The organism is Posidoniimonas corsicana (genome assembly GCF_007859765.1).
Classification (GTDB): Bacteria; Planctomycetota; Planctomycetia; order Pirellulales; family Lacipirellulaceae; genus Posidoniimonas; species Posidoniimonas corsicana.
This window is the reverse complement of record NZ_SIHJ01000005.1, coordinates 370,124-396,810: the sequence shown is the minus strand read 5'-3', so window position 1 is coordinate 396,810 and position 26,687 is coordinate 370,124. Positions and strand designations below refer to the sequence as shown.

The following is a 26,687-nucleotide window of genomic DNA, read 5'->3' as shown; positions in this document are numbered from 1 at the left end:
GCCCCGCCACGCCCCCCGACCCCGACTCCGACCACGGAAGAATGCCCGGACCATCGCAGCTGTCGGCCGAACTCGGCGAGTCCCACCGCCCGGAAATGGACCGGCTGGTGAGCGTCTTCTACCCCGAGCCCGCCACGCTGGGCCGGCTCACGGCGGTCGGCGCGGCCGACCTGCCGCCGGCCTACCAGTCGCTCCTCGCGCACGACGACCACATGACCGTCACGCTCGAGGCGTTCCACGAGTCGCTCGTGAAGGTGGGGGTCGTCGACGAGGCGCCCGCCGAGCATTCGTACGCCCGCAAAAGTGTGCTGACTCGTCAATCGGACGGCGCCCCCGTACAATTGGGCATAATGCGGATCGACCTGACCGGCCTGCCCGGAGCGGTGCGTGAGCAGATCGAGTCCCACGCGTCGCCGCTGGGCCGGATCCTGATCCGCAACAACCTGCTCCGCGAGGTGGAGCTACTCGCCCTGTGGCGGATCGAGCCCGGGGACGACCTCCGCGAACACCTCCGGCTGCCCGAAGGCGAGCCCATCTTCGGACGCTCCGCCCGCATCCTGGTCGACGGACGACCGGCGGTCGAGCTGCTTGAGATGGTCCGCGTCTGACCCCAACCGGCCCACAACCCACCGGCCCAGGCATGCCCCCCACCCACCAAGCGTACGACTGCGTGGTCCTCGGCGCCGGCCCCGCCGGCTGCACCGCCGCCGCCCTGATCGCCCAGGCCGGCTTCTCCTCCCTGCTCGTCGACCGCGACTCGCTGCCCCGTGAGCACGTCGGCGAGTCGCTCATGCCCGAGACCTACTGGGTCTTCGAGAAGCTCGGCGTGCTCGAACAACTCAACCAGAGCCGCTTCGCCAAGAAGGTCGGCGTGCAGTTCGTCAACAACACCGGCAAGGAGTCGCAGCCCTTCTTCTTCCGCAACCACGACCCGCACCCCAGCAGCGAAACCTGGCACGTGGAACGCGCCGAGTTCGACCAGCTGCTCTTCAACAACGCCCGCGCCAAGGGCGCCGAGTGCCTCGACCAGACCCGCGCGCTCGACGTGCTGACCGACGGCGAACGCGTGACCGGCGTCCGGCTCCAGTCCGGCGGCCAGCCAATTAACGTCGACGCCCGCGTGGTGGTCGACTGCACCGGCCAGCAGTCGCTGCTCGCCAACAAGTTCGGCCTCAAGCAGGTGAACCCGAACCTCAGGAAGGCCAGCATCTGGCGCCACTACCGCGGCGCCGACCGCGACGAGTCCGGCGGCGGCGTCAAAACCATCATCTCCCACACCCGCGACAAGCAGGCGTGGTTCTGGTACATCCCGCTCTCCGGCGACATCGTCAGCGTCGGCGTGGTGGCCGACAACGACTACCTCCTCAAAGGCCGCGGCAAGCCCGAGCAGGTGTTCCAGGAAGAGCTGCTCAAGTGCGACGGCGTGCGGCAACGCGTTGAGGGCGCCGAGCCGCTGGACGACCTGCGGGTCGCCAAGGAGTTCAGCTACTCGACCGACCGCCCCGCCGGCGACGGCTGGGTCCTAGCCGGCGACGCCTGGGGCTTCATCGACCCGGTCTATTCCTCCGGCGTGTACTTCGCGATGAAGTCCGCCGACATGGCCGCCGACTGCGTGATCGACGCCCTCCGCCACGACGACCCGTCCGCCGCCCGCCTGGGCGCCTGGAACGACGAGTTCTCCGCCGGGACCAAGTGGGTCCGCAAGCTGGTGCACGCGTTCTACTCCGGCGAGTTCCGCGTCGGCAAGTTCGCCAAGGAGCACCCCGAGCACATGGGCGCCCTCACCAACCTGCTAATCGGCCGCATGTTCCACCCCGACGTGCCCAAGCTGTTCGACGACCTCGACCCCTGGCTCGAGCGGATGTCCGCCCAATCGGCGGACGACTCCGACGAGGATGAACCCGCCGACGGCCTGCCCGCCATCGCGTAGCGCGGCTAGCGACAAGCCCCCGTCCCACTTGGGGAGGGTTAGGGAAGGACGCGGCACCGCTAAACCGTCCCACATGGGTGCCGGGGCGCTCCGCGACGACCACCGTGTGGCGGTGCGAAGTATTGCATGGGCGTCCCTGACACGTACTCGCTAGCAGCACTCCGCCGTCTGCTCTTTTAGGTGAGATATTCCTGGTGTTAGACTCCGTGCGTCAACTTGTTAACACGAGAGCTAGGGATATGTCCCGCAAGCAACGGATTCGGATCGCTATCGGCGTTTGGGGATGCGTAGCAGGAATGGCTGTCGCGGTGATAGGCGCCATTCTGCCAATGCACTTTGCAATCGCCCGCATTTACCCAGAGTCGACCGAAGCGTCCATCACAGCGCTCAACAATGCCATTGATATTTCACAGGTGATCTTCACTAGTGGGGTAACGATAGCAACCGCCGGACTGTTGGTAGCGTCGATTGAGGGAACTAAAGCATTCGTGGGAAAACCTACCTCCTACGAATCTTAGTTCTGGCTCAATGATTCCCCGTCCCTCGTGGGGAGCCGAGCAGCACCTACTCCTCTGCGTCGAGCCTTCGCGACTGCAGATACTCACGGACCATCTGATTGGGGTCCTCCCATAGAGCTGGCAGCGGCCCTCCATCGACGCCTATTACCGGCTCGCCAGCGTCGGCTGCTGGATCGAAGTTCCAGTCGATCGCCACCGTCTCGCGGAGCGTCCGCAGGTAGTCGGCGTGGTTGTCTTCCGGCGGGTAGACGCCCCCGCGGAGGAACAGCGGCGGATCGTGCTCTTGAACAAACGCGGAAAGCTCTCCCCACCCCGCCGGCCACCGCCCGTCATGCTCTTCGAGGTAGGCGACCAAAATCGTGCCCGCATCCCACGCCGCATACGCCGCGGGGATGTCGCGCCACGCCTGGATGACCCGCCACGCCCAACTGCCCGCCAGGAACAGCACGGCGGTGCAGATGACGATCGCTAGTTTTCTACCTGGCGTCACCGACTGTTCCTCAAGCCGTCAGCAACTTGTATCGCCGGGCGCCGGGGGCGCTCCGCGACAGCGGAAGCCCCCGCCTACGGGCAGCATTAGACTTCCTACGCTATCAGGGGCTTCCCTGCGGGAGCGCCACTGCCACCCAGGTTTGCTTCTTGGCGTGCTCGTGACGCGCCACCGCCTCAGATCGCGCCGGGGTCGGCGAACACCTGCTGCTGGAACTGCTCCTCGGTGAACACGTAGAACGACTCCACGCGGTCCCAGTCGACGGCGGCGTGGGTGTCGCGGGTCCAGTCGTTCTGGTCGCCCACGTCGGGCGCGGTGCCGGTCACGAACCAGCGGTCGCGGACCCGCTCGAACTTGGCGTCGCGGATCATGACGCTCCCTTCGATGCTGCCGTGCACGTAGAACACGGTCACCTTGCCCTTGAACTTGCCAGGGTCGACCGGCGGGTTGGGCTCCTGGGCCTCGGCCCCGTACGACAACAGCACCCCCAGCAGCAACGCGGCGGCGATCATCCCGCCCAGCACCCTTCGACCGTTCATAGCTTCTCCAAGTCCAACGCCGCGGGGCGCCGGCGCGGATGCGGCCGGGCGTCCCCTGGCTGAAGTCAATCTGGCTCTCACACCTTCGGGACTTTTGTCCCGAATGGCGCTAACGATTCTTAGGGACAAAAGTCCGGCCGCGCCGCTCCCCGCAAACGCGTTTCACGCTTGTATAGCAGACTCCGCCGCGACCGCCCGCGAATCCGCCGTCCGACTTTTGTCCATTCGGGAACGCCAACAGGGTCAAAAGTCTCCGGCGAACGCCCTGGGTGGTTCACGTTCCGCGGTCGCATGACGCTACGCCCTCGGGTTTAGATTGCGTTAGGGACTCTCCCGACAACGCCCATTAGACCGCGCCGGGTGGCCTGTTTTCTACCGAGAACTGCGCGGAAACATGAAGCGGCCATCGTAGCACGGCGGTCGCCGCCGTGAGGCCGACCAACGCGGCCCAACCGAAGGCTGCCGGCGTCGCCCCGGCTTGCAGCTCGCCCATGGGACACGCCGTGTTCGGACCTCTCTCGGTGGAGGACCAACGAGCTACGATGGGGTTCTTCGTGTCTAGGTGTACGACTAGTCGCCTTTGGCGATCTTGGTTGGTACAAGTTGCCGGGACCTCCTAGCGACAGCGTTTAGTTACGAGCAACTCGGTATAATCATGGTCTACGCCGAAACGTTCCGCCTATCAGCAAGTCATCCGACAAGAAAATGCTGCTGAGAAAAAAAGACCGGTATCTGGACTTGTTGCACGTCGACGTTGCCCGTGATGTCCGGGAACGACGCGAAGCCGTAGGCAAGAGCACCGCATGTGACGGATTCTTCTTTGAGCACAACGGTGACTTGTTTGCCTTGGGTGCTGAAGCTGGCGAGCTGTATGTAATCCTGAATGGCGAGCTGCTGAAATACGACGCCAGCACGCTTCAGACGCGCCTTGATATATCGCCAGACGCCAATACATTCTCAGCGACGCAATGCTCCGAAACACTGTGCCGCGTCACCTATACGCCAGTAATGGCAAGCCGCTGGGTACCCATGGAAGATGATGAATGCACCGATGGTTTTCTCTGGATGCACAATGTTCTTCGCGATCCAGAACGCCGTTCGATCATGGTCATGAATGCAGCAGAAGGCAGCTAGCAAGTGCACGTGCAGCCAACCGGCTGAGCGTCATTCGCGACACCCCGCCTAGCGGTCGTCATTATCAAGACCGCGGCCCGCCGCCCGCGGCGAACTGCTCGAGCCCCTCTCGGAACAGGCCGTGGGTCATGCCCTGCTCGACCAGCACGCTCGTGACGCCCAGGCCGCCGACCTCGTGGATGTTGCGGTGCTCGTCGTCGAAGAACAGCATCTGGTCGTGGTCGCAGCCGGACGCGTCCCGCAGCGCGGCGAAGTGACGCAGCTTCGAGCTCGGGTAGATCTCGGCGTGGGCGAACCGCGCGGTGATGCCCAGCAGCTCCACCAGCTCCCGCGCCCACGACGGCTCCTGCGTCCGCGACGCCAGCGCCACCGGCACGCCGCCCTCGGCGCACTCGTCGAGGATGGCGGGCACGTCGTCGTACAGCCGCACGTGCCGGCCGCCGCGGTCCTCGACGCGGCCGCCGCGCTGGCGGAACGGCGGCGACAGGCAGTCGCACCACACGCCGCCCGCGTCCCACAGCGTGAAGTCGAGGTCGAACACAATCAGCTTGGGCAGCGGCATGGCGGTCTCAGCGGTCGAGGATTGCTTCGACGTTCTCAATCGGCCGCCCGATGGCCGCCCGGCCGCCGGTCACCACGATCGGCCGCTCAATCAGCTGCGGGTGCTCGGCCAGCACGGCGGCCCACTGCTTGTCGGTCAGCTGCTGGTCGGCCAGGCCCAGCTCCTTGTAAAGCTTCTCCCCCTTGCGGGCCAGCTCCGCCGGCTTGATGCCCAACAGCCTCGCGATCTGCAGCAGCTCCTTGGCCGACGGCGGGTCCTCGAGGTACCGGATGACCTCAAACGGGGCGCCGCGCTCTTCCAGCAGCGCCAGCGCGCTGCGCGACTTGCTGCAGCGGGGGTTGTGGTAGATCTTGGTGGTGGGCACGGGGTGGTTCCAGTCGGGCAAGTATCGATGACCCGGCAGATTCTATGCGACGCGATTCGGAGCGGTCCACCGGGGCTCGTCTCGCAGCCCGACAAGGCTCTCTCGAGTGAGATCGTGAGGGCGCCGGGGGCGCTCCCGCAGGGAAGCCCCCGCTGAGCTCCAGTAGCGGGCAGCGAGCTCGGGGGCTTCCGCTACCGCGGAGCACCCCCGGCACCCGCGCGAAGCGAACGCCCACCGACTGGTGCTGGCATGCTCTGAATCGGTGGGCCTATTGGCCAACCCTACAGGACTACAAATCAGCAGGGGCAACAATTGGCTGACCCAGCATCTCACGCACGCGATCGAGTAGCGATTGTTCCTCCTCCGACAATTCGCGTGGCGGCGATTCCAGGCTGTCTTGAGCTCGTAGCAGTTCAGACATGCCTACTTCACCCGCTTCGTACAACCGCACAGTGCACTCGACTAGCTCTACGGTCTCATCAAAGCTGAGGTCGTACTTCGCGATGAGCGACTGATAGTTGTGATGGTCGAGGCAGAGTTGTATGGACCCCACTAATTCAGACGTTGGGTCGCCGTCTGCGTCGAGCGCTGGCGCTTTGAACTCTTTGGTAAGCCTCGCCGACGCGAGTTTGCTGGCGAAATCGTCGACCGTAGCGACGTCGAGAAGCTCGAGTGAGCGTCCCGCAGTCGAAATCAGTCCCTTACGTTGCTCCACGCGCACCTTGTATCCCTCTTGCTCGACGAGGGTGCGATCGACAGCGTTGTCGCGGTGCGCCCACAGAAAGAGAGTATTGGTCAGCAGTTGCGACTCGCGTCTGGCAGCAAACTCCTCGGGCGAGAGGGTATCGAGCTGGGTGTAGATCAAATTGCTGAACATGGCGGCGCTGAGCGATGAACTGATCGCGCCCTCCCGTTCGACCTCTTCCTCCAACCGTTCTGCGAGACGCCGCCGATCCACCCGCCAGCCGGTCGCGACAGCGGCGATCACCGCAATCAGCAACACATAAAGAACTCGATGCTTCATAAAACAAACCTGTCGGGGTTCACTCAGCTCTCGTAGGTCAGGCTGCGCCTGACCTACGCAACTCGCAACTTGGCGAAGCGATCCCTGGGTTCAACCGACGGATGTAATCCGTCGGCTGTGGATACTCGGCGGGGACCGCCGAGCTACCAATTCCTAGGTCACCAACCCCTTGGTGACCATCATGAACACGTCCTCGAGCGTCGGTTCTTTGTCGGCGAACGACACCAGGCCGACCTGGGCGGCGACCAGGTTGTGCAAGAGCCGCTGCACGTCGGCGTCCTCGCCGGCCATCTCGACCAGGCAGCCGCGGGTGTCCTGCTGCACGCTGCGGACGTGCGGGTCGCTGCGGATGAGGCTGAGCCCGGCCTCCGGGTCGCCGGAGAAGCGGACCTGCAGGTGGCGGTTCGCCTGGATCTTGCGGTAGACCTTCTCGATCGGCCCGGCCAGCAGCAGCTTGCCGCGCTCGATGATGCCGATCGACGTGCACACGTCGGCCAGCTCGGTGAGGATGTGGCTGGAGATGAGGATCGTCTTGCCCATCTTGCGGAGCTCTTTGAGCAAAGCCTTGACCTCCAGCCGCGCGCGGGGGTCCAGGCCACTCGCGGGCTCGTCGAGGATCAGCACGGGCGGGTCGTGCACGAGGGTCTTGGCCAGGCAGAGCCGCTGCTTCATTCCGCGCGACAGGCCGTTGACGTAGTCGTCCCGCTTGTGGGTCAGGTCCAGCAGCTCGAGCACGTCGGAGATGACCGCCTTGCGGTTGGCGCGGGGGATCTCGTACGCGACCGAGAAGAAGTCGAGGAACTCCCACACCTTCATGCCGTCGTACACGCCGAACATGTCGGGCATGTAGCCGATGCTCCGCCGCACGGCGACCGGGTCGTTCACCACGCTGTGACCGTTGACGGTCGCCTCGCCCTGGGTCTCGCGGAGCAGCGTGGCGAGGAAGCGGATGGTGGTGCTCTTGCCGGCGCCGTTCGGGCCGATGAACCCGAACATCTCGCCGGCGCCGATCTTCAGGTTCAGGTTCTCCACCGCGACAAAGTCGCCGTAGGTCTTGCGGAAGTTGTGGATCTCGATCATTCGATTGCGGATTGGGGATTGCGGATCGCGGACTGCCAAGCAAGATCCGCCGGCGCCCTGCGGGGGGCGTAGGCCGGAACAAGCGGAGCACTGTTCCGGCGTGGTTGACGTTGTTCAGCTATTGCCAGAAGCAAACAAAGAGAACGAAGACTCAGGCCACGCTTCGTTCTCTTTGTTGCCTTTCGTTCATCTGTGTCGTCTCGGTTCTCGAAGGGAGGCTCGCTCTGCCGGAACTGCGCTGGCGCTTGTTCCGGCCTACGTGATAATTCCGCCCGACGGGTTTGGTCCGGGGCGCCTTGGACGTATCTCTACTCCTCGTTCTCTACATCGATCGGCGCGTTCTTGTCGGGCTGGGGGGCGGTGGGGATCTCGTACTGCAGGTGCGCCACCCACAGCGTGGCGGCGGTCTGCTGGGCGGCGGCGGGCGCGACGGTCATGCCCGGCAGGGCCTCGTCGATGCGGGCCACGGCGCGGTACTCGCCCGGCTCGAACTGGTCGGGGTCGAGCGCCACCCGCCACAGCGGGGTCAGGTTCATCTCGTCGGCCACGCCGGGCTCGCCCGCGGCGCCCAGCTGCTGCTGGAATGGCAGAGCGCCCTCGCCGGTGTTGACCGGCGCCCAGCTGAGCGCCATCGACTCCTTGCGGGGCAGGTCGCCGACCCAGCAGCCCATCAGCGACGGCCCGCCCTCGGCCGGGCGGTACACCACCGCCAGCTGGCTGAGGTCCCTGTCGGACTGGTTCTGGATCTGCAGCACGCCCATGCTGGAGGTCCCCAGCTGCAGCGCGCCGCCCGGGTCGTGCATCTCTTCGCTGTGCACCATGCCGGTCGTGCTGGACGAGACCTGCAGCCCCAGCAGGCGGGCCTTCTCCTGGCGGTCGTAGGTGACCGCCGTGGCCTGCTGCCCGGGGAGCATCTGGAACTCGGTCCCGCTGGAGAACGGCGCCGCCACGGCGCCCGGGTCGTCGAAGGTGAGGTCGTAGTTGGTGCCGAGCGAGGTGTACACGCCGGTGTAGCGGGTCAGGCAGCCGCGGGCGTAGCCGGGCTGGGTTTCGAGCAGGGCGATCTGCGTCTGGGCGCGGACGAAGCCGATGTCCAGCTGGGCCAGCTTGACCACCACCACGGTGCCGGCGATCGCGATGAGCGGCGCCGCCACCCACGCCAGCTCGACCCGGCCGATCGCGCGGAACACCATCCAGTTGAACGGGGCCAGCACCAGCAGGTAGAGCCCCACGCAGGCGAGCACAAACCCGGAGTCGGGCACCGTCACGCCGGCGGCCTCGCGGAGCGAGTCGCGCGCGGCGGAGGACACGGCGTTGAAGTCGTCCCAGCCGCCGGCGCCGCCCGGGTAGGCCGGCGCGGCGAGCACGGTGGACGAGCCGCCAAACTGCCCGCCGAAGCCGCCCATGCCGTAGTCCGGGCCGTTGCCCACCTTCTGTAGCGAGAACCGCCACGGGTTGGGGTTGTCGTAGGAGTCGCGGGAGAGCAGGCGGAGGCCCGAGTTGACTGCCGCGTCGATGGCCACGCGATCGCCGTCGGCCCACTCGACCGCCAGCATGCTGTCGCCGCCCTCGGCGCTGCTGACGCTGAAGCCGTCCTGGAAGTCCGTGCTGGAACCGCCGGAGTAGTTGTCGCCGCGGAACCGGCGGGCCGGGCGCCGCAGCACCACCGCGTTCATCAGGCACTCGTAGCCGTTCTCCCAGTTCTGCAGGCCGCGTTGGTTGAGCTGCATCGCCGACACGATCACCCTGCCCCGCCCTACGCGGCGCTCGGCGAACAGCTCGCCGCACCGCAGCTGGCTGGTGGCGCGGGCCACCGGCGCGGACGAGTCGCGGCGCTCGGACTCGTCCTCGACGAGCTCCAGCCGCACGCCGGACCAGGGGCGGGGGAGCTGCAGATCCGGCCCCTTCCGGCCCACGCCCCACGCGGCGACCATCGGCTGCAGGTCATCGCCGGTGATCTCCCAGGCGTCGCCGGACGTGGCGGGCAGGTAAGGTGAGAGGAAGCTGTCCCGCAGCAGCGCCAGCGAGTCGGGCCCGCTGATGATGAGCTGCCCGCCCCAGTGGAGCCAGTCGAGCAGCGCGTCGCGCTGGGCGGGGTCGAAGATGGCGGGGTCGACCTCGTCCCACAGCACGTAGGCGGTGCTGGTCAGGCAGAACAGGCTGTCGGGCAGCGGGGCGCGGTCGCCCAGCTCGGGCGCGACCACGCGGTAGTTGCGCCGCGCGGCCCAGTCGCCGGCGCGGAACTGCACGTCGACTTCATCGTGCAACGGCGCGTCGACCGACCGCAGCGTGCCGAGCCGCCCGTAGCTGGCCGGGTTGGCGGCCAGCACCACAAAGTGGTACTGGTGCGACTGCATCTGGGTGGTCGGCTCGCTGAGCGGCGGCATCACGTCCAGCGAGTCACGCCCGCGGATCTGCCACCGCACGCCAAACTTGCGCTTGATGGGCGGCGGGAAGAAGATGCTCTCGATCCGCTTGTCCTGCCCCTTGCTGAGCGCCACCGGCCGGCGGCTCTGCAGCGAGAAGGCCGTAAAGTCAAGCGGGATCGGCTGGTTGTTCGAGTCAACGATCGCCTGGCCCTCGGTGCCGACCCAGTCGTCGTAGTTCCGCTTCATCTCCTGCGACACCATCGTCCAGTGGCCCGGCTTCACGAACAGCTGGGGCTGGTCCGACTGGCTCGGCACGGGCTTCATCGGCCCGACCACCATGGGCGCCTTCTTCTTTTTCTCCTCTTCCTCCTTCCGCTTACGCTCGGCCTCTTCCTCCTCCTTCTCCTGCTGCTTGGCGGCCCGCTCCTGCGGGGTGAGGCCGTCGTCGCAGCCGCGGCAGCCCGGCATCAACAGGGCGAGCAGGCACAGGCCGACGAGCAGCGGGCGGGTGCGTCTGGCGGAGGGGTCTAGCTTCATGCGTGGCGGGCGGCGTCGGACGGTCGGGTGCGGAGGAGCCGGTGCGGCACGTAGTCGGATTCGTGTGGCGGGTCGTGATCTTGCCCGCCCGGCGGCGGCGTCCCGGTGCCTGTTCGGCTGCCGTCGGGCATTTTATCGCTTTTGGGTCCGCTGTGCAGGTTTGCGCAAAAAGTCCTCACTCGGGGGCGCGGGACCAGAGCCGCGCCACCAGCCACGACGCGACCGCCAGCAAAGCGATCATGACCAAGCTAATCGCCGCGACGCGGTCATCCACTCCCGCGTGCAGCAGGTTGAACAGCTCGATCGTGACCGTCTGGGGGCCGGGCGGGATCACTAGCAGCGACGCACTCAGCTCGCCGAACGATACGGCCAAAGCCGCCAGCCAGGCCGCCCCCACCGCGCCCCACCGCGACCGGGCCGCCGCCAGCACTCCGGCGAGCGGCCCCCCGCCCTCAAGCCGGGCGGACTCGACCAGCCCCGCCGGCAGGCCCTGCCAGACCGGCCACAGCAGGATCGCGACCACCGGCGTCGCCCGGACCATCTGAACCGCCCAGACCACCGCCAGCGTGTGGTCGTACAGCCAGCTCAGTGGCCAGAGCGGGGAATCGAGCGGGCGGTTGAACAGGTCGATCGCGCCGATGCCGATCAGCGGCCCGGGCGTGGTGAGCGCCAGCGCAATAGCCGCCAGCCAGGCGAGCTGCTCGACGCCGCCGCGGGCGAGCCGCCAGGCCACCAACGCGCCGGCCAGCGTGGCGCCGCACGCGACCCCCAGGCCGAGCTTGGCCGACTGCCACAGCTGCCGCCGGTGCTCGACCGGCGCCCTGCCGACCCGCGTCACGGCCTTAGAGAGCGACCACTCCTGCCGCCAGGCGTCGCCTTCGCGGACGGCGTTGCCGCCCGCCTTGTACAGCAAGTTGCCGATCGGAACTCCGGCCAGCACGACCACCATCAGCAGCATCGCCAACACGGCCGGCGCACGGGGCGCCGGGTCCCACCGCCAGGCGTCCCGGGCCATGCCGTCGGACACGCGGTCGATCAAACCCCGCGCCGACCACAGCACCGCCACCGCCAGCCCCCTCACCACCGCCAGCCCGGCGAAGAGCTGACGCTGCTGCAGGCGTTGGTCCGGGTCGTCGAGTTGGGTCGGGTCGAACAACTCCAGCGCGTGCTGCGTGTAGACCTCCTCGGCGAACGTGCGGACCTGGAACAGGTCGGTGACCGTCATCTCGTGCGCGACGGTGATCGCGATCCAGCCGGCCGCCACGACAAACGCCGGCGCCGCCGCTCGCAGCGAGACCGTCAGCAGCACCCGCCAGGCCGGCATCGCCAAGAGGGCGTCCTCCTCGAGCTGGCGGTCGACCGACCGCAGCGCCGCGCCGACGATGACCGCCACCCAGGCGATTGCCGCCGCGGCGTGGATCCAGATCACGCCGGCAAAGCCCTCCAGCAGCGGATTGGCGACCCCGCCGTCGGCCGCTTGCTGCGTGTACCACCCGAGCGTGCCGAAGCCCGCTCGCCAGGCGGCGGCGCACAGGTGCAGCGGCAGGAACAGCAGCGTCAGCACCGCGACCGCCGCAGCCGCCTGCCCGGGCAGGCGGAGTTTGTGTATCAGCAGGCCCAGCAGCCCGCCGGCTGGCAAGGCGACAACCAGCGTGCCAACCGCCACCAGCGCGGTGTTGGCGAGCAGCCCCTGGCACCTGGCCCCGGCGGCCAGAAAAGCCAGTACTGCTACGGCAATTGGTGCCAGGGGCAACCAGCGGGAGGCGGTAAGTGTCGACATCGTCACTAGTTTAGGCAAACCAGCGGCCCCGGCCCAAGCCGCCCCGCCGACAAGCGTTGTTGATTTAGCATGAGACGTGCGTTAGTTTGAAATGTGAAGGGAGCGGGATGGGATATCCCCGCCCCGGGGCGGCCGTGCCCAACGACGACTTTTCGAGATTGGCTTTTCACCGCTCGGCCGGCCGCCAGGAGAGTGATTTCTAGGATGGCGCACGATTCCGCGTCGTGGGTGCTGTGGGCGCCCAGCCGATGCGGGGCTGCTTCTGGGGAGATTAGGCGCACGTACGCGTGGCGTGGCCCCTCGATCGGGACCCGCCGCCGCTCGGTGAGGCCGGCCTGTAACGACGCGGGGTCTACCGCGGGGCCGACCAACCGTCCGCGAAGGTTCGCGAGGCCGCAAGCATGGGTATCCAGGTGCAGTGCCCCAACGGGCACTCGTTCAAGGTCAAGGACAAGTACGCCGGCAAGAAGGGCCTGTGCCCCAAGTGCGAGGGCCAGGTGGTGGTCCACGTGCCCGACGTGACCGACGAGACCGAGAGCGCCTTCCGCGAGGCGGTGCTGAGCGAGCACCGGGCCGAGCACGCGGCGCCCTCCACCAAGGCGTCGTCGGAGTCGGTCTTCGACGACCACCCCGCCAAGGCGGACGCCGGCACCAGCGCCAGCCTGATCGGCTCGTCGGTCATCAAGCACAAGACCAAGTGCGAGTGCGGCGCCAAGGTGCCGATGTGGTACGCCAAGTGCCCCAGCTGCGGCCGCTACCTGGAGCACTAGCCCCGGCGGCCGCCGGCCGCTAGCAGGCGGCCGGCCGGTTTTCGAGATTTTTCTGGCGGGCAGCTCCCGCCGTTGCTGATCTGCGTGCAGGCGCGCGTCCTGCCGCGTTGCCGCTTCTCCAGCAGCCCCAACGCCACTCACGCCGACACCCACCGGCGGCGGAGCCCTCCCGCCCCGACGGGTCGGGCGGCGGCTTCTGCTGCGCGGTTTGTAACACGCCCGGATCCACCCGTAAGTGATGGTGAACGCGGCGGCCACCCACGGCCGCCCCACCCCACCAAGCACGAAGGGAGATTCGAGATGTCCAAGAAGAGCAAGAAACTCGGCATGCAGATGTTGGAAGAGAAGGCCATGATGGCGGGCGACGCGACCGCCGCTGTTGTGGACGGCAACCTGGAGATTGGCGAGCTTACCGCCGGCCAGGACCAGCACGTGCAGGTCTACAAGCTCTCCAACGGCGGGATCCGGGTTCAGGGCCTCTACGGCACCCAGATCTACGGCAACTACAAGGGGGGCGAGGGCCTGTACAACTCGATCACGTTCTACGGGATCAACGCCAACGATGACCTGCTGGTCAATCTCGGGAACGGCTCCGACACGCTGAACGTCCTGAACTACAACGGCGGCATCACGGTCGACGACGCCGTGATCAACGTCGGCGGGACCGACAGCAGCATCAAGGACCACGACCGGGTAAGTATTTCGGGCCTCACCACCCGAGATGAGCTGCACATCGACACCGGCATCCACAACGACCAGGTGACCGTCTCGGGCTCGACGATTGGCAACGGCAGCTGGGAGGACCTGGAGATCCGCACGGGCTCTGGCGCCGACTATGTGAGCGTCACGACCACCACGGTCGCCGATGACCTCTATGTCAGGACTTACGACAGCGTCGCCGAGAACGACGACGACGAGCTCAACGTCGACAGCGTCACCGCCGACGACATCCGCGCCTACATGGGCAACGGCGACGACGAGGCCCGGGTCCAGTGGAGCACTGTGCAGGACGACATCTACCTCGACATGGGCTACCACCGGGATGAGTCGAGCGACCCGGCCGCCTACGACGACGACTACGCCTACCTTGGCTTCAATGATGTCGACGACATCACTATCAAGGGACGCGACGGCAATGACGAGGTCCGCTTCGCCTACAATGAGGCCGACGACGTGAACTTCGACGGCGGCGATGGCTTCGACGAGTTCTTCCGCTGGATCGCCAGCAACGGTCAGGACTCGAACGACGTTGACGACTACGACCTCGATAGCGCGTTCGACCGCGTCTACGGCTACGTCTGATAGTCGGGGGCTTGTTGACGAGCACGCAGCCGCGGGCTGGCCTCCGGGTCGGCCCGCGGCTTTTTCCGTGGGCAAACCCGCCTTGCGTTGCGTCGGCCCGCTCTGCTACGGTCCCGCCGCGTCCCCCGGGCCCGCCAGTGCGCCGCCGACGGGGAAGTAACGACACGACTGCTAGCACCAAGCCGCCATGACCGCCACGCGGAACACCCTACTCGTGCTGTCCCTCGCCCTCGCCGCCGGCTGCCAGTCGGGGCCGCTCGGGGGGCTGGCGTGGAACCCCTTCTCCACCCCGGAGCGGACGTCCTACCAGACGCCGGCCATGCGGATCGAGGAGGCGTTGGCCGCCGGCGAGCAGGCCGACGGGACCGACAGCGCCGCCCAGCAGGCGATCGCCGTCGAGCTGGCGCGGAAGGTGCAGTCCGAGCCCGACCCGCTGGTCCGCGACGCGATCATGCGTTCGGTCGCCCGGTTCCAGATCCCGCTGGCCGGCCAGGTGCTGACCGCCGGCCTGCAGGACACCGACCCGCTGGTCCGCCGCCGCTGCTGCCAGCTGCTCGGCGAGCGGGGCGACGCCGCCGGCGCCTCGGCCCTCGCCCAGGCGCTGCGCGCCGACACCGACCAGGACGTGCGGATCGAGGCCGCCCGCGCGCTCGGTGGGATCCGCTCGCCAGAGACCAACGCCGCGTTGGTGGCCGCCCTCGAGTCCGACGACCCCGCCATGCAGTACGCCGGCGTGCAGGCGCTGAGCCGCTCGTCGGGCCGCGACTTCGGTGGCGACGTGCGGGCCTGCCTGGCCTACGCCAAGGGCGAGGCCCCCGCCGCCGGCCAGCCCGAGCCGCCCGCCGTGGCCTCGCGCTTCGGCAGACTCCTGCCCTTCTAGCTGGCCGACCCAGCTTGCGTGACTGCGTCCTCCGAGCGCCCAGATTCGCTATCCTGCGCCGTGGATTGCGGGTTCTGAGATTGCACGCATTGTCTTTAAGCGCCGCCGCGCCCATCCCGATACCAGAAGGCATCGGCGTCCTTGGCGGGACTCTTGCGCCGACGGGCCGCGCGGCGTGCGTGCTAGCACGCCCGCGGGGTGGGAAGCTTGCAACTTCGGCTCACACTGGCGGGTTTGATGGCGCGTATCTTTATGCCGGCTGCGTTCTCGACTCTCGCGTCTGTCCCGCGAGCAATCGGCTCGCTAGCAGCGGCCAACTGCCGCGCGGCGCTGTGCTGCGCCGCGCTGACCGCTCCCTGCGGCGCCGCCCTGGCGGCCCAGCCCGTTGAGGTCTACGACAGCGGCTGGGCGGTGGCCTCGCCGCTTGGCCCCAGCCGCGTGAAGGCGGACCGCGTGGTCGGCGAGCGGGTGCTCGAGAAGCTCCGCCTGCCCAGCAAGCCCGACGCCCCGACGGACGACCTGCGGTGGCGGCCCGTCCGCACCGCGCAGCGCCCCGGCGCTGCGCCCAGCCACGACGGCGCCCCGCCACCCCTGCCGCTCAACGGGCAAGAGGTGGCCGGCGCCGCGACGGCCGAGCCCAGTGAACCGCTGCCGCTAGCGGCGCCCGACGGCCCGCAGCTCAACAGCGCGTTCCGCGTGCCCCACATCCCGGACACCCAGGCGGCGCCGGAGAGCCAGTCGCTCCCCGAGCAACCCGCGCAGCTCCCCAGCAGCGACCGCCCGGCGCCGTTCGCGGCCGAATCGGCCCGCCCGCTGAACGACGACGCCCCCACCAGCCAACCCGCGGCCGAGGAACCGGCAGACGAGCCGAAGCCCGCGCCCAGCGTGTCGGAACCGGCCCGCGAACCGGCCAAGCTGACGCCCCCCAAAGAGCAGAACAAGCCCGAGCAACCAGCCAAGCCCGAGGCCAAAGACGAAGAAGCGCCGGCCCGCACTGAGCCGGCGCCCGTCGACAAGCCCAAGCAGGCGCCGCCCAAGGCCGCCGCCGAACAGGCACCCGCGACCGAGACGGACGCCGATGACGAGGCCACCGAGACCGAGGAGGCGCGCCAGCAGCGGGCGGGTTCATCCAGCCGCCGCCCGAGCCCGGACTTCACCACGCCAAAAGAGGTCGAGAAGCCGCAGCGCGAGCTCAAACCGCTCAGCCGCAACCAGATGAGCCTGCGGCGGCGGCTCCGGTCGGTGCTCTCGTACTACTACCGGCGGCCGCTCAACAGCGTCGACCACGACTCGTGGGAAGTGATGCACAGCATGCTGTCCTACGGGCTGTACAGCCGCGTGCAGGACGGCGGGCGCCGCGGCAAGCCGGTCACGGCGGTCGGCTACCTCTGCTTCAACAAGCCGTGCAACCGGTACCAGATGCTGTACCTCACGCCCGAGGGCAACCTCGACGTGCGGGTGGGGGTCGGCATGCAGGGCCACAAGGGCCAGCTGCTGGCGATGCTCGCCCAGTGCAACGTGAGCCCGGACTACCCGATGAGGGTCGAGGGCCAGGACTTCACCGTGCGTGACCTGGTGGCCGCCGAGCAGCTCACCTGCTACGCGCGGTCGGAGCTGACCTTCAAGCTGATCGGCCTGATGCACTACCTGCCGTCGGACTCCACGTGGGTGAACGACCAGGGCGAGCACTGGGACTTCCCGAAGCTGATCGCCGACGAGCGGACCCAGAAGATCCGCGGCGCGGCGTGTGGCGGCACCCACCGGCTGTCGGGCCTGGCGCTGGCGGCCAAGAAACGCGTCGCGCGGGGCGAGCCGCTCGACGGCGAGTGGGCCGAGGCCGCCAAGTTTGTCGAGGAGTACCAGCAGTACGCGTTCCGGCTGCAGAACCGGGACGGCAGCCTCAGCACCGAGTGGTTCCGCGGCCCCGGCGACGAGGACGACGTCGACCGCCGCATCCGCACCACCGGGCACATCCTGGAGTGGCTGATCTACTCGCTGCCGGAGGAGGACCTGGACGACCGCCGGGTGTTCGCGGCCGTGAACTACCTCACCAACCTGATCACGTCCAACACCGACAACGGCTGGGAGATCGGCCCGCTGGCCCACGCGTTGCACGCCCTGGCGCTGTACGACGAGAAGGTGTTCCTGCCGTACGACAACCCGGACGCCGCCCAGGTGGCCGGGCGGACGAACCGGCCGGTCAAGCTGAACTACAAGGAGCTGCAGAGCGGCATCAGCGAGAACTACTACTACATCCAGGCCCGGCACGAGGAACGCGAGGAGCGGCGGGGCCTGGGCGGGCTGTTCGGCTTCGGCAGCTCGTCGCGGCGGTCTCGCTAGGCTGGCGAGCCGTTCCGGATTGAACTGCTTGGCGGGCTCCAGTAGATTAGGGCGGTCTGGCGATTCGCGCGCGGCGCGTCCGCCCCTCTCAGCTCTCTCGACGCGGGCGCCCGTCCGTGTTCTTTGTGCATGGCCGTAGCGCGTAAGTTCAGCGACCAGCTCGATGCGTTCTGCCAGATGGCGGCGCGCATGGCGGACCTGCACAACGCCGAGGCGATCCTGTTCCTCACCGAGCGCCCCACCGAGTGGGACAAGCTGCAGGCCGCCGTGGGGGACCACGCGCTGATCGTCGCGGCCGACTCCGAGGACGTGCTGGCCGGGTCCGAGGACGCCCAGTTCGACACGGTCGTGCTGTCGGTGCCCGACCTGCCGGTCTACGAGCAGCTCACCGAGGCGCTGCTCGAGGCCGTGGCCGACGAGCACCTGGCGCCCGGCGCGCCGGTGGTGGCGGTCTACAGCGGCTTCGAGGCCGACACCATCGACTCGCTGAGCCTGATCCGCCTGGGAGAGCACCTCGGCCGGCTCACCATCCGCGACCTCAAGCAGCTGGGCGCGAAGGTCCCCACCGAGACCCTCAAGACCGTGGTCGACCTGGCGGTCGCGATCGGCCGCGAGGGCCGCGAGGGCAAGCCGGTGGGGTCGCTGTTCATCGTCGGCGACCACCGCAAGACGCTCGGCTTCTGCAAGCCGATGGGCTTCGACCCGGTGCGCGGCTACCCCGTTTCCGAACGCATGCTGAGCGACGCCAAGGTCCGCGAGGGCGTGAAGGAGATCGCCCAGATGGACGGCGCGTTCGTCGTGTCCGCCAAGGGCACGGTGGTCGCGGCCTGCCAGCACGTGTCGGCGCCGCCCGCCGAGCTGAGCATCAGCAAGGGCCTGGGCGCGCGGCACTGGGCGGCGGCCGAGATCACCAAGTCCACCACCGCGGTCGCGGTGGCGGTCAGCGAGTCCAACGGCACCGTCCGCGTGTTCCACAACGGCGAGGTCGTGCTCCGCATCGAGCCGTTCCGCCGGGCGATGAAGTGGAAGGACTTTGAGAACGAGCCCCCGCCCGCCGCGGCCGGGCCCGACCGCGAGCCGACTCGCGACGGCGCCCCGGCGTCCGAGAACTCCGACTAGCACGCCGGGCCCTCCGCCGGGGAACCCTCCCGTGAAAGCAGCGCTCTACCACGAGTTCGGCGGGCCGATCGCCATCGAGCAGGTCCCCGACCCCACGCCCACGCCCGACGGCGCGGTGATCCGCGTCCAGGCGACCGGCGTCTGCCGCAGCGACTGGCACGGCTGGCAGGGGCACGACCCCGACATCGACCGCCTGCCCCACGTGCCCGGTCACGAGCTGGCCGGCGAGGTCGTCGCGGTCGGGTCGGAGGTCCGCGGCGACTGGGTCGGGCGACGCGTCACGCTCCCCTTCGTGGCGGGCTGCGGGCGGTGCGGCGACTGCCGCCAGGGAGATCAGCAGGTCTGCGAGAACCAGTTCCAGCCCGGCTTCACCGGCTGGGGCTCGTTCGCGGAGCTGGTCGCGGTCCGCTACGCCGACGCCAACCTGGTCGCGCTGCCCGACTCGATCGACGCCCCCACCGCGGCGAGCCTCGGCTGCCGCCTGGCCACCGCGTACCGTGCCGTGGCGACGCAGGGGCGGCTGGCGGCCGGTCAGTGGCTGGCCGTGCACGGCTGCGGCGGCGTGGGCCTATCGGCGGTGATGCTGGGCCGGGCGTTGGGCGCGGCGGTCGTGGCGATCGACATCCGCGACGAGCCGCTGCAATTGGCCAAGCAGCTCGGCGCCGACGCGACACTCAACGCCACCGGCGTGGACGATGTGGCCGCCGCGGTGCACGAGCTGACCGGCGGCGGCGCCGACGTGTCGGTCGACGCGTTGGGCGCCCGCGTGACGTTCCGCAACTCGGTCCTCTCGCTCCGCCGACGCGGCCGCCACGTGCAGGTGGGCCTGTTGGCAGGCGCCGACGCCGACCCGCCGGCGCCGATGGGACGCGTCATCGGCTGGGAGCTGGAGCTGCTCGGCAGCCACGGACTGCAGGCGCACGCCTACCCCGCGCTGCTGCAGATGATCGAGCGTGGGCAGCTCAGCCCGCAGCAGCTCATCGAGCGGACGATCCCGCTCCAGGAGGCGGGCGCCGCCTTGGCGGCGTTGGACCGGCCGGTCGGCTGCGGCGTGACCGTGATCACGCCGTAATCCACCCGCCCGCCGCTGAATTTCTTTGCTCCGCGCCCCTCGTGCGGCTACACTCGTGGCTGCGGCTAACCCCATACCCGATCAATTCCGTGGAGCGACCCCATGACCGTCAACGCGCAGCGGGCGTTTGGCCGGTTCGGCGTGGCCGTGCTGTGCGGACTGGGGGCAGCCCTCTTTATGGCGTTGACGCTGCTCTACCCGCCCTGGCTGAAAGTCGAATGCGACCGCTACATGGTGCTGTACTTCTCGGAGCAGCGGGAGATCCACACCAAGGCGTTCGCCGGATTCGACAACCTGTTCTCGGGGCGGAAACGCGAGAGGACCTGGACCCCGCCCAACCCGCCGGCGGGCACGCCGTTCACTTCGGTCGAGTACAACGTCTGGTGGACGCTGCTGGTCGCCGAGTGGACGGCGATCGTGGTGGCGGCCGCGCTGGCCTACAAGCAGGTCACCCAGAGCGTCGAGGCCGCGGCCCCGGCGGAGGCCAGCGGCGGCCTGGTCGCCGGCGTGGCTGAACGCCCGGCCGCCCGCGCTAAGTAGCCCCGCTCGCATGGCTTCCGGCCCATTGTTGCGGGTGGAGGCAGGCGCCCTCGTTCGCCAAATCCGCGGCATTTGTGAAGATTCTGTTTAAAATCGGGGAAGCTGGCTCGCATTACCTCTAGACGGGTAATTGCACCCGCTCCACCGGCACGGCCCCAGGTCTTATCTCGGGGCCGGCGTGCATTCGCACCAACTCCAGCGGCGACCCGTAGTGGCGCCGCCGTGCGGCGGCCGGCGGAACACCGCTGAGGCTACAACTTCGGAACAGGCAGGCGAGATGGCGAGATATCGTGACAGGAAGCGGTCCGCGCGCAAGGCGAAGCGGGCCAAGCCCTCGCGGCTGCGTTTCGAGACGCTCGAAGACCGCCGCCTGCTGGCGGTAGTGATCAACGAGATCCACTACAACTCCGACGAGAACACCAGCTTCGAAGAGTTCATCGAGCTGCACAACACGGCCGCCACGCCGGTCGACCTGTCGGGCTGGGAATTCACCGACGGCATCGACTACACCTTCGAGCCGGGCGCCCAGATTCCGGCGGGCGGGTACGTGGTGGTGGCCCAGGACCCGGCGACCCTGCTCGCCGAGTTCGGCGTGGTGGCGATCGGGCAGTACGAGGGCGGCCTGAGCAACGGCGGCGAACGGATCGCCATCTCTGACGCGGGCGGACAGTTGATCGACGAGGTCGAGTACACGACCTCGTTCCCCTGGCCCGTGGCCGCCGACGGCGAGGGGCCGTCGATGGAGCTGATCAACCCCGCGCTCGACAACAACCTCGGCAGCAACTGGCGCCCGACCTACGCCGACCCGCTGTTCGCCGTCGAGGACGACGACCCGCCCACCGACCCGGGCGGCGCGGGAGGCCTGGTGCACCGCTGGAGCTTCTCCGGCAACCTGGAGGACAGCGTCGGCGGCGCCGACGGCGTGCTGGTCGACCCGACCGGGCTGTCGAGCTACTTCGATGGACAGCTGAACGTCAGCAGCAACTCCGGGCAGAACTCCAACCAGACCCCCTTCGGCTCGGGCGCGTACGTCGACTTGCCGAACGGCATCGTCTCTTCGCTGGGCGAGAACGCCACGTTCGAGTGGTGGGGCACGGTCACGCGGAACCGGACCTGGGCGGAGATCTGGTCGTTCGGCACCAGCGGTGGCGGGGAGGACCAGGCCACCGGCGCCAACAACCAGGGCTACGTCACATTGATCCCCGAGTCCGGCTCGGGCGACCTGCGGCTCACCCACCGCAATGGCGGCACGTCGTCCGAGAGCGTGGTGGACTGGAACCAGGCGGCCAGCACCAACCGCGAGTACCACTTCACGGTGGTGTGGGACGGCGCGTCGGGCGTGCAGACGCTGTACGTGGACGGCGCCGCGATCGGATCGAGCGCCACGATCATCGACCTGGACGACCTGAACGACAACAACAACTGGCTCGGCCGTTCGCAGTGGCCCGACCCGCTGTTCGACGGCTATCACAACGAGTTCCGCATCTACAACCAGGCCCTGACCAGCGGCCAGGTCGCGGCGAGTTACGCCGCCGGGCCGGACGCGGTGTTCGCCGGTCCGAACATCGAGTCGTTCGAGGCCAGCAGCGACGCCATCCTGGCCGGCGAGCCGCTGCGGCTCCGCTGGGACGTCACGGATGCGACCACGCTCTCCATCAGCCCCGACGTGGGCGATGTCACCGGCCAGACCAGCGTGTGGGTCACGCCGACCGAGACCACCACGTACACGCTCACCGCGGTCAACGGCGACGGCGCCACCACGCGCAGCCTGCAGGTCGTGGTCGAGGCCCGCCGCGCCACGCCCGGCGCCGCCAACGCGAACCTCGCCGCCAACGCCGCGCCGGCCATCGCGTCGGTCGACCACGCGGGCGGCGACGCTTCCACGTCGGCAGGCGTGGTGACCGCCGAGGTGAGCGACCCCGACGGCGTGGCGTCGGTCGAGCTGCAGTACCAGATCGTGCTGCCCGGCCAGTACATCCCCGCCCGGCTGCCCGTGCCGCACAACGACCTGCTGGCCGACCCGGAGCAGCAGCTCAAGGCCAACCCCGACTACCTGGACGAGGCCAACTGGGCCACGGTCACCATGGTCGACGACGGCACAGGCGCCGACCAGACGGCCGGCGACGGCGTGTACTCCGCGTCGATCCCGGCCCAGGCGCACCGCACGCTGGTGCGGTACCGGGTGGCGGTGGAGGACACGCTCGGCGCCGCCGCGGTCGCGCCCTACGCGGACGACCCGTCGCTCAACTTCGCGTACTTCGTCTACGACGGCCTGCCCGAGTACCTCAACAACTCGGGCCAGGTGGTCGCCGACGCCGAGGCGTTGGCCTCGCTGCCGGTGTACCACCTGCTGACCCGCGCCGAGGACATGCAGGAGGCGATCGCCTACGACCCGGCCGACCAGATCCCGCAGGGCACCGAGGCCCGCTCGGCGTACAACTGGGGCGGCACGATCGTCTACAACGGCGAGGTCTACGACAACATCCAGTACCGCCCCCGCGGCGCCAACGGCCGCTACTACGGCGAGGGCAAGCGGAGCATGCGGTTCCGCTTCAACGACGGCGCCTGGTTCGAGCCCCTCGACCAGGACGGCGAGCCCTACCCCGAGCAGTGGAAGACCCTCACCACCGGCAAGGGCTTCGACAACCACCAGACGCTGACGTACGCCCTCAACGAGGCGATCACGATGCAGCTGTCGAACATGATGGGGCTGCCGGCGCTCGACACGCACTGGTTCCAGTTCCGCGTGATCGACGACGCCGCCGAGGCGCCCAACCAGTGGGACGGCGACTTCTGGGGCGTCAATTTCGCGCTGGAGGACTACGACAAGCGGTTCCTCGACGCCCACGGCCTGGAGGAGGGCAACCTCTACAAGCTCAACAACCAGACCCAGGACGCGTTGCGGCAGCTGGACTACCAGGCGCCCTACGCCGTGTCGGACGGGTCGGACCACGACTACGTCGAGTACGTGATGGGCCGCGCCAGCGACGACCTGGAGCACCGCGTCAACCTCGAGCAGTACTTCGTCTACCACGCCATCGCCGAGGCGGTCCGCCACTACGACTACTGGCCCACCGCCAACAAGAACGCCGCCTACTACTTCGAGCCCGACTACGCCGCCGAGAACGACAACCTCGGCAAGCTGTGGCTGCTGCTCTGGGACACCGACGCCAGCTGGGGCCCCAGCTGGAACGAGGGCGAGGACATCGTCTACGAGGCGTTGTTCGACAACTTCGACTCCGCCTACGCCGACAGCCTGCTCAAGCCCGGCTACTACAACACCCTCCGCGAGCTGCGTGACCTGATCTGGCAGCCCGACCAGATCGAGGGCATGATCCGCGAGCTGGCGGCGACCATCCAGCCGCTGGAGGCCGCCGACCGCGCCCGCTGGCAGGGCGCGCCCGACGACGCCGGCAACTACGACGGCCTCACCGGCCCCGGCGCCGTGTCGATCGAGGCGCTCATCGGCAACATGCTCGACTTCGCGTTTGTCGGCGGCAACTGGCCGCACGGCGGCAGTGGCACCGGCTTTGTCGGCCCCGGCGGCCGCGCCGCCTACCTGGACAACGTGCTGGCGGCCTCCGGCGAGGAGGCCCTGGTCCCCTTCACGCCCTCGCTCTCCTACGTGGGCGACCCCGGCATGGCGGCCAACGAGCTGACCTTCCAGACCACCGCGTTCAACGACCCGCAGGGCGCCGGCACTTTCGGCGCGGTGCAGTGGCGGGTGTCGCAGGTGACGCCCGTCTCGGCCGGCGCGGACCCGTCGACCGCGTTCCTGGACGAGTGGACCTCCAGCTGGGACTCCGGCGCGCTGACGGAGTTCAACGCCACGACGGACGTCCCCGCCTCGGCCGTCACGCCGGGCGAGACCTACCGCGCCCGCGTCCGCATGCAGGACGACACCGGCCGCTGGAGCCACTGGTCGGACCCGGTCGAGTTTGTGGCCGCCGCCCCGACCGACCCGCCGTCGCTCGCCATCACCGAGCTGCACTACCACCCGCTCAACCCGTCGCTCGTCGACGAGGACGATCAAGAATTCCTCGAGATCCTCAACACGGGCGACGTGACGGTCGACCTGTCGGGGATGCAGATCGCGGACTTCGCCTCGACGCCCTACGTGTTCGCCGATGGGCTGACCCTCGCGCCCGGCGAGTACATCGTCGTGGCCCGCAACACGGAGGTGTTCCAGCAGGTGTACGGTGAGGAGATCTACCTGGCGCCGACCGGGTACGCCGACTCGAATCTCAGCAACGGCGGCGAGACCGTCAGCCTGCTCGGACCGACCGGGCAGGTCATCCACAGCGTCACGTACACGGACGACCCGCCCTGGCCCACCACGCCCGACGGCGACGGCCCCTCGCTCGAGATCATCGACCCGCTGGGCGACCCCAACGACCCGGCCAACTGGCGGGCGAGCCTGTACGTGATGGGCTCGCCCGGCTCGGCCGGCCTCGCCATCCCCGGCGACTACGACGCCAGCGGCGTGGTCGATCAGGCCGACTACCAGGCCTGGCGGAGCGCGTACGGCACGGGCGTGGAAGCCCCCGGCTACGGCGCCGACGGCAACCGCGACGGCGTAGTGGACGCCGCCGACTACAGCGTCTGGCGCGACCACCTGGGCGACAACACCACGCTCTACGGCAGCCTGGCGCCGGCCCCTGCCCCCGCAGCGCCTGCGCCGGAAGCGACGCAGGCGGCGCCAACAGTCGCCGCCACTGAGTCGACGGACGCCGACGAAGGTATCGACCCGCTGCAGGCCGCCTTCGCGCTGCTCACTCCCCCCGATAGCAGCGACGACCAGCCCGAGCCACTCGCCGACGCGGCCGCAGCGGCAGCGGTGGACGATGGGCTGCTGTTGCTGTACGAAGGCCCCGCGGCTGCGGCCTCCGAGGAGGAGGAAGTCTCCGTCGCGACCGCTGACGGATCGTCCGGCGAGGAGCCGTCCGAGTCCGCCTCGGCCTCGGTGCAACGGACCGTCGCCAGCGACCGCGTCTAGGGTGCGCTCCGCAGGCTCTGCAGCACGCTGCTGGGGAGCGCAGCGGCGACTTCGGGCGGTATCGCCGCGGCCAGCGGGCCGCCCGCCCGAACAGGCTGGAACGTGAAGGCTGACGCGCCGTTATGGGTCCAGACGCCAAGCGGCCCGACGTCGCTGTTGTAGGACCACAGCCGGTTCTGCGCGTCCCAGAACAGGAACCACCGCTGCGCGTCGCTGAAGCCGCCGCCGGCAGCGTACTCGGCGCCCGTGGCGGAATCGGCGATCGTGAAGTCCACGAGGCTCGACGAGCTGCGCTCGGCGGTGACCGTCCATGCGCCGTCCACCGATGTCAGCGAGCCAAGCTGCGTCAGCGGTCCGCCCTGCTGGGTAGCGGGCGCCTGCGGTGGGGCGTTCGACCAACAACCAACCGCCAAGAGCGCAGCGAGCGGCAGGCCGCCGTGGCCCCACGAGCGCGTGCTCATGCGTCGTCCGTCAGCCGGCTGCCCAGGCCCTTCAGCCGGAACGAGGTCACGCACAGCGACACGCCGAAGATCATCGCGAACACGCCCAGCACCTGGATCATCGTCTTGCCGGCGACCAACGGGGCGGCGATCACCAGCAGGCCGAAGATGATCGACAGCACGCCGGCTAGGATCATCCAGCCCTCGCCCTCGATCTCCTTGCGCTGCTTGATCGCTACGTAGATCTCCAGCACGCCGCCGATGAGCAGCTGAAGGCCGATGATCGTCGCCAGGATCAACACCGCGACCACGCCGAACAACGCCGGGTGGGCGACAATGATCAGGCCGGCCACCAGGCTCAACACGCCCCGCAGCAGCGTCCAGCCGCGGGACTCGGTCCAGCCCATCACACCCGCGATCAGCGCCAGCACGCCGTCGGCCAGCAGGAACACGCCCAGCACCCAACTGTAGGCGGTCAGCGTTAGGCCCGGCGTGAACAGCGCGTAGCCGCCCAGCACGATCAGCAGCACGCCCCGCAGCAGCACCAGCCACCACACGCTTGAGATGGCGGTCAGCACCTCGCGTTTCGAGATCGGGCCTCCAGTGGGGCCACCGGCTGGATCTGCGGGGGTGGTTGCGTCGGTGGACATCGTGTTAACCGAGCCTTTCAAGTGATGGGGACGGGCGCCGATTACCGAGCGTCCAGAGCGGGCTCGGATCGGTCTGGCGCGTATGCTATCACAGCCGCGTCGGCCGCGGTAGCACGAACGCCGACCAGGCAATGGCTCCCACGAAACGATTCGACTCTCGCCGTCCACAAGAAAACTTGGTCGTTCTGTCACAACCCCTCCGGGAAGGTGTCTAAGTGAGTGGGGCGATCTGCAATCGCCTAGAATGACCA

General features: G+C 68.6%; 22 protein-coding genes. 12 read left to right on the top strand and 10 right to left on the bottom strand.

Annotated features, from left to right (window positions below):
• Positions 1-41 precede the first annotated feature (41 nt).
• The 3 genes from KOR34_RS24870 (at position 42) to KOR34_RS24860 (ending at position 2,448) form a co-directional block, all read left to right on the top strand.
• Positions 42-608: a hypothetical protein gene (locus KOR34_RS24870; protein ID WP_146568841.1), complete on the top strand. Its 567-nt coding sequence runs from the start codon at positions 42-44 to the stop codon at positions 606-608.
• A gap of 32 nt (positions 609-640) precedes the next feature.
• Positions 641-1,930, top strand: a complete 1,290-nt coding sequence (locus KOR34_RS24865) for an NAD(P)/FAD-dependent oxidoreductase (protein ID WP_146568840.1) — start codon at positions 641-643, stop codon at positions 1,928-1,930.
• A 239-nt stretch (positions 1,931-2,169) separates the two neighbouring features.
• Positions 2,170-2,448, top strand: a complete 279-nt coding sequence (locus KOR34_RS24860; RefSeq protein ID WP_146568839.1) for a hypothetical protein — start codon at positions 2,170-2,172, stop codon at positions 2,446-2,448.
• 46 nt (positions 2,449-2,494) lie between these two features.
• Here KOR34_RS24860 and KOR34_RS24855 read toward each other — a convergent pair whose 3' ends face one another.
• On the bottom strand, positions 2,495-2,938 hold the full coding sequence (locus KOR34_RS24855; RefSeq protein ID WP_146568838.1) for a hypothetical protein: 444 nt from the start codon (positions 2,936-2,938) through the stop codon (positions 2,495-2,497).
• Positions 2,939-3,114: 176 nt separating this feature from the next.
• Complete coding sequence (locus tag KOR34_RS24850; RefSeq protein ID WP_146568837.1) at positions 3,115-3,477, bottom strand: hypothetical protein; 363 nt, start codon at positions 3,475-3,477, stop codon at positions 3,115-3,117.
• 705 nt (positions 3,478-4,182) lie between these two features.
• Here KOR34_RS24850 and KOR34_RS24845 point away from each other — a divergent pair.
• Entirely contained in the window at positions 4,183-4,611 is a 429-nt protein-coding gene (locus tag KOR34_RS24845; protein ID WP_146568836.1) for a hypothetical protein, read from the top strand.
• Positions 4,612-4,675: 64 nt separating this feature from the next.
• Here the strand turns inward: KOR34_RS24845 and KOR34_RS24840 are convergent, their stop codons facing one another.
• The 6 genes from KOR34_RS24840 to KOR34_RS24815 form a co-directional block, all read right to left on the bottom strand.
• Positions 4,676-5,173 (bottom strand): magnesium-dependent phosphatase-1, encoded by a 498-nt coding sequence (locus tag KOR34_RS24840; RefSeq protein ID WP_146568835.1) that lies wholly within the window; start codon positions 5,171-5,173, stop codon positions 4,676-4,678.
• A gap of 7 nt (positions 5,174-5,180) precedes the next feature.
• On the bottom strand, positions 5,181-5,537 hold the full coding sequence (gene arsC / locus KOR34_RS24835; RefSeq protein WP_146568834.1) for an arsenate reductase (glutaredoxin): 357 nt from the start codon (positions 5,535-5,537) through the stop codon (positions 5,181-5,183).
• A gap of 289 nt (positions 5,538-5,826) precedes the next feature.
• On the bottom strand, positions 5,827-6,561 hold the full coding sequence (locus KOR34_RS24830; protein WP_146568833.1) for a hypothetical protein: 735 nt from the start codon (positions 6,559-6,561) through the stop codon (positions 5,827-5,829).
• Between the two features lie 153 nt (positions 6,562-6,714).
• A complete protein-coding gene (locus KOR34_RS24825) occupies positions 6,715-7,641 on the bottom strand; it encodes an ABC transporter ATP-binding protein (protein WP_146568832.1) in 927 nt (308 codons plus the stop codon).
• A gap of 308 nt (positions 7,642-7,949) precedes the next feature.
• Positions 7,950-10,547 (bottom strand): hypothetical protein, encoded by a 2,598-nt coding sequence (locus KOR34_RS24820; RefSeq protein ID WP_146568831.1) that lies wholly within the window; start codon positions 10,545-10,547, stop codon positions 7,950-7,952.
• A gap of 175 nt (positions 10,548-10,722) precedes the next feature.
• A complete protein-coding gene (locus KOR34_RS24815) occupies positions 10,723-12,300 on the bottom strand; it encodes a hypothetical protein (RefSeq protein WP_146568830.1) in 1,578 nt (525 codons plus the stop codon).
• Between the two features lie 428 nt (positions 12,301-12,728).
• Between KOR34_RS24815 and KOR34_RS24810 the strand changes: the two genes are divergently transcribed.
• The 8 genes from KOR34_RS24810 to KOR34_RS24775 all read left to right on the top strand — a co-directional run bounded on the left by KOR34_RS24810 (position 12,729) and on the right by KOR34_RS24775 (position 25,346).
• Positions 12,729-13,097, top strand: a complete 369-nt coding sequence (locus KOR34_RS24810; RefSeq protein WP_146568829.1) for a hypothetical protein — start codon at positions 12,729-12,731, stop codon at positions 13,095-13,097.
• Positions 13,098-13,397: 300 nt separating this feature from the next.
• Positions 13,398-14,399 (top strand): hypothetical protein, encoded by a 1,002-nt coding sequence (locus tag KOR34_RS24805; RefSeq protein ID WP_146568828.1) that lies wholly within the window; start codon positions 13,398-13,400, stop codon positions 14,397-14,399.
• A gap of 187 nt (positions 14,400-14,586) precedes the next feature.
• Positions 14,587-15,279: a HEAT repeat domain-containing protein gene (locus KOR34_RS24800; protein ID WP_146568827.1), complete on the top strand. Its 693-nt coding sequence runs from the start codon at positions 14,587-14,589 to the stop codon at positions 15,277-15,279.
• Positions 15,280-15,516: 237 nt separating this feature from the next.
• The gene (locus KOR34_RS24795; protein ID WP_146568826.1) at positions 15,517-17,619 is read left to right on the top strand and encodes a hypothetical protein; all 2,103 of its coding nucleotides are present in this window, start codon (positions 15,517-15,519) and stop codon (positions 17,617-17,619) included.
• Positions 17,620-17,748: 129 nt separating this feature from the next.
• Complete coding sequence (locus KOR34_RS24790; RefSeq protein ID WP_146568825.1) at positions 17,749-18,738, top strand: DNA integrity scanning protein DisA nucleotide-binding domain protein; 990 nt, start codon at positions 17,749-17,751, stop codon at positions 18,736-18,738.
• Between the two features lie 31 nt (positions 18,739-18,769).
• Complete coding sequence (locus KOR34_RS24785) at positions 18,770-19,810, top strand: zinc-dependent alcohol dehydrogenase family protein (RefSeq protein ID WP_146568824.1); 1,041 nt, start codon at positions 18,770-18,772, stop codon at positions 19,808-19,810.
• Between the two features lie 102 nt (positions 19,811-19,912).
• Positions 19,913-20,350 carry a hypothetical protein gene (locus tag KOR34_RS24780; protein ID WP_146568823.1) on the top strand — a complete coding sequence of 146 codons (438 nt, stop codon included), beginning with the start codon at positions 19,913-19,915 and terminating at the stop codon, positions 20,348-20,350.
• A gap of 277 nt (positions 20,351-20,627) precedes the next feature.
• Complete coding sequence (locus tag KOR34_RS24775; RefSeq protein ID WP_146568822.1) at positions 20,628-25,346, top strand: lamin tail domain-containing protein; 4,719 nt, start codon at positions 20,628-20,630, stop codon at positions 25,344-25,346.
• Here KOR34_RS24775 and KOR34_RS24770 read toward each other — a convergent pair.
• Both KOR34_RS24770 and KOR34_RS24765 read right to left on the bottom strand, forming a co-directional pair.
• Positions 25,343-25,807, bottom strand: coding sequence for a hypothetical protein (locus KOR34_RS24770; RefSeq protein WP_146568821.1), 465 nt, complete (start codon positions 25,805-25,807; stop codon positions 25,343-25,345). The genes KOR34_RS24775 and KOR34_RS24770 overlap by 4 nt on opposite strands.
• Positions 25,804-26,436 carry an HdeD family acid-resistance protein gene (locus KOR34_RS24765; RefSeq protein WP_146568820.1) on the bottom strand — a complete coding sequence of 211 codons (633 nt, stop codon included), beginning with the start codon at positions 26,434-26,436 and terminating at the stop codon, positions 25,804-25,806. Before KOR34_RS24765 ends, KOR34_RS24770 begins: the two co-directional genes overlap by 4 nt.
• Positions 26,437-26,687: the final 251 nt, after the last annotated feature.

What these genes read in the sequence shown, in the direction of transcription:
- KOR34_RS24870 (WP_146568841.1), top strand. Translation starts at nt 42, where the DNA reads ATGCCCGGACCATCGCAGCTGTCGGCCGAACTCGGCGAGTCCCACCGC.
- KOR34_RS24865 (WP_146568840.1), top strand. Translation starts at nt 641, where the DNA reads ATGCCCCCCACCCACCAAGCGTACGACTGCGTGGTCCTCGGCGCCGGC.
- KOR34_RS24860 (WP_146568839.1), top strand. Translation starts at nt 2,170, where the DNA reads ATGTCCCGCAAGCAACGGATTCGGATCGCTATCGGCGTTTGGGGATGC.
- KOR34_RS24850 (WP_146568837.1), bottom strand. Translation starts at nt 3,477, where the DNA reads ATGAACGGTCGAAGGGTGCTGGGCGGGATGATCGCCGCCGCGTTGCTG.
- KOR34_RS24845 (WP_146568836.1), top strand. Translation starts at nt 4,183, where the DNA reads ATGCTGCTGAGAAAAAAAGACCGGTATCTGGACTTGTTGCACGTCGAC.
- KOR34_RS24840 (WP_146568835.1), bottom strand. Translation starts at nt 5,173, where the DNA reads ATGCCGCTGCCCAAGCTGATTGTGTTCGACCTCGACTTCACGCTGTGG.
- KOR34_RS24830 (WP_146568833.1), bottom strand. Translation starts at nt 6,561, where the DNA reads ATGAAGCATCGAGTTCTTTATGTGTTGCTGATTGCGGTGATCGCCGCT.
- KOR34_RS24825 (WP_146568832.1), bottom strand. Translation starts at nt 7,641, where the DNA reads ATGATCGAGATCCACAACTTCCGCAAGACCTACGGCGACTTTGTCGCG.
- KOR34_RS24820 (WP_146568831.1), bottom strand. Translation starts at nt 10,547, where the DNA reads ATGAAGCTAGACCCCTCCGCCAGACGCACCCGCCCGCTGCTCGTCGGC.
- KOR34_RS24810 (WP_146568829.1), top strand. Translation starts at nt 12,729, where the DNA reads ATGGGTATCCAGGTGCAGTGCCCCAACGGGCACTCGTTCAAGGTCAAG.
- KOR34_RS24805 (WP_146568828.1), top strand. Translation starts at nt 13,398, where the DNA reads ATGTCCAAGAAGAGCAAGAAACTCGGCATGCAGATGTTGGAAGAGAAG.
- KOR34_RS24800 (WP_146568827.1), top strand. Translation starts at nt 14,587, where the DNA reads ATGACCGCCACGCGGAACACCCTACTCGTGCTGTCCCTCGCCCTCGCC.
- KOR34_RS24795 (WP_146568826.1), top strand. Translation starts at nt 15,517, where the DNA reads ATGGCGCGTATCTTTATGCCGGCTGCGTTCTCGACTCTCGCGTCTGTC.
- KOR34_RS24790 (WP_146568825.1), top strand. Translation starts at nt 17,749, where the DNA reads ATGGCCGTAGCGCGTAAGTTCAGCGACCAGCTCGATGCGTTCTGCCAG.
- KOR34_RS24780 (WP_146568823.1), top strand. Translation starts at nt 19,913, where the DNA reads ATGACCGTCAACGCGCAGCGGGCGTTTGGCCGGTTCGGCGTGGCCGTG.
- KOR34_RS24775 (WP_146568822.1), top strand. Translation starts at nt 20,628, where the DNA reads ATGGCGAGATATCGTGACAGGAAGCGGTCCGCGCGCAAGGCGAAGCGG.
- KOR34_RS24770 (WP_146568821.1), bottom strand. Translation starts at nt 25,807, where the DNA reads ATGAGCACGCGCTCGTGGGGCCACGGCGGCCTGCCGCTCGCTGCGCTC.
- KOR34_RS24765 (WP_146568820.1), bottom strand. Translation starts at nt 26,436, where the DNA reads ATGTCCACCGACGCAACCACCCCCGCAGATCCAGCCGGTGGCCCCACT.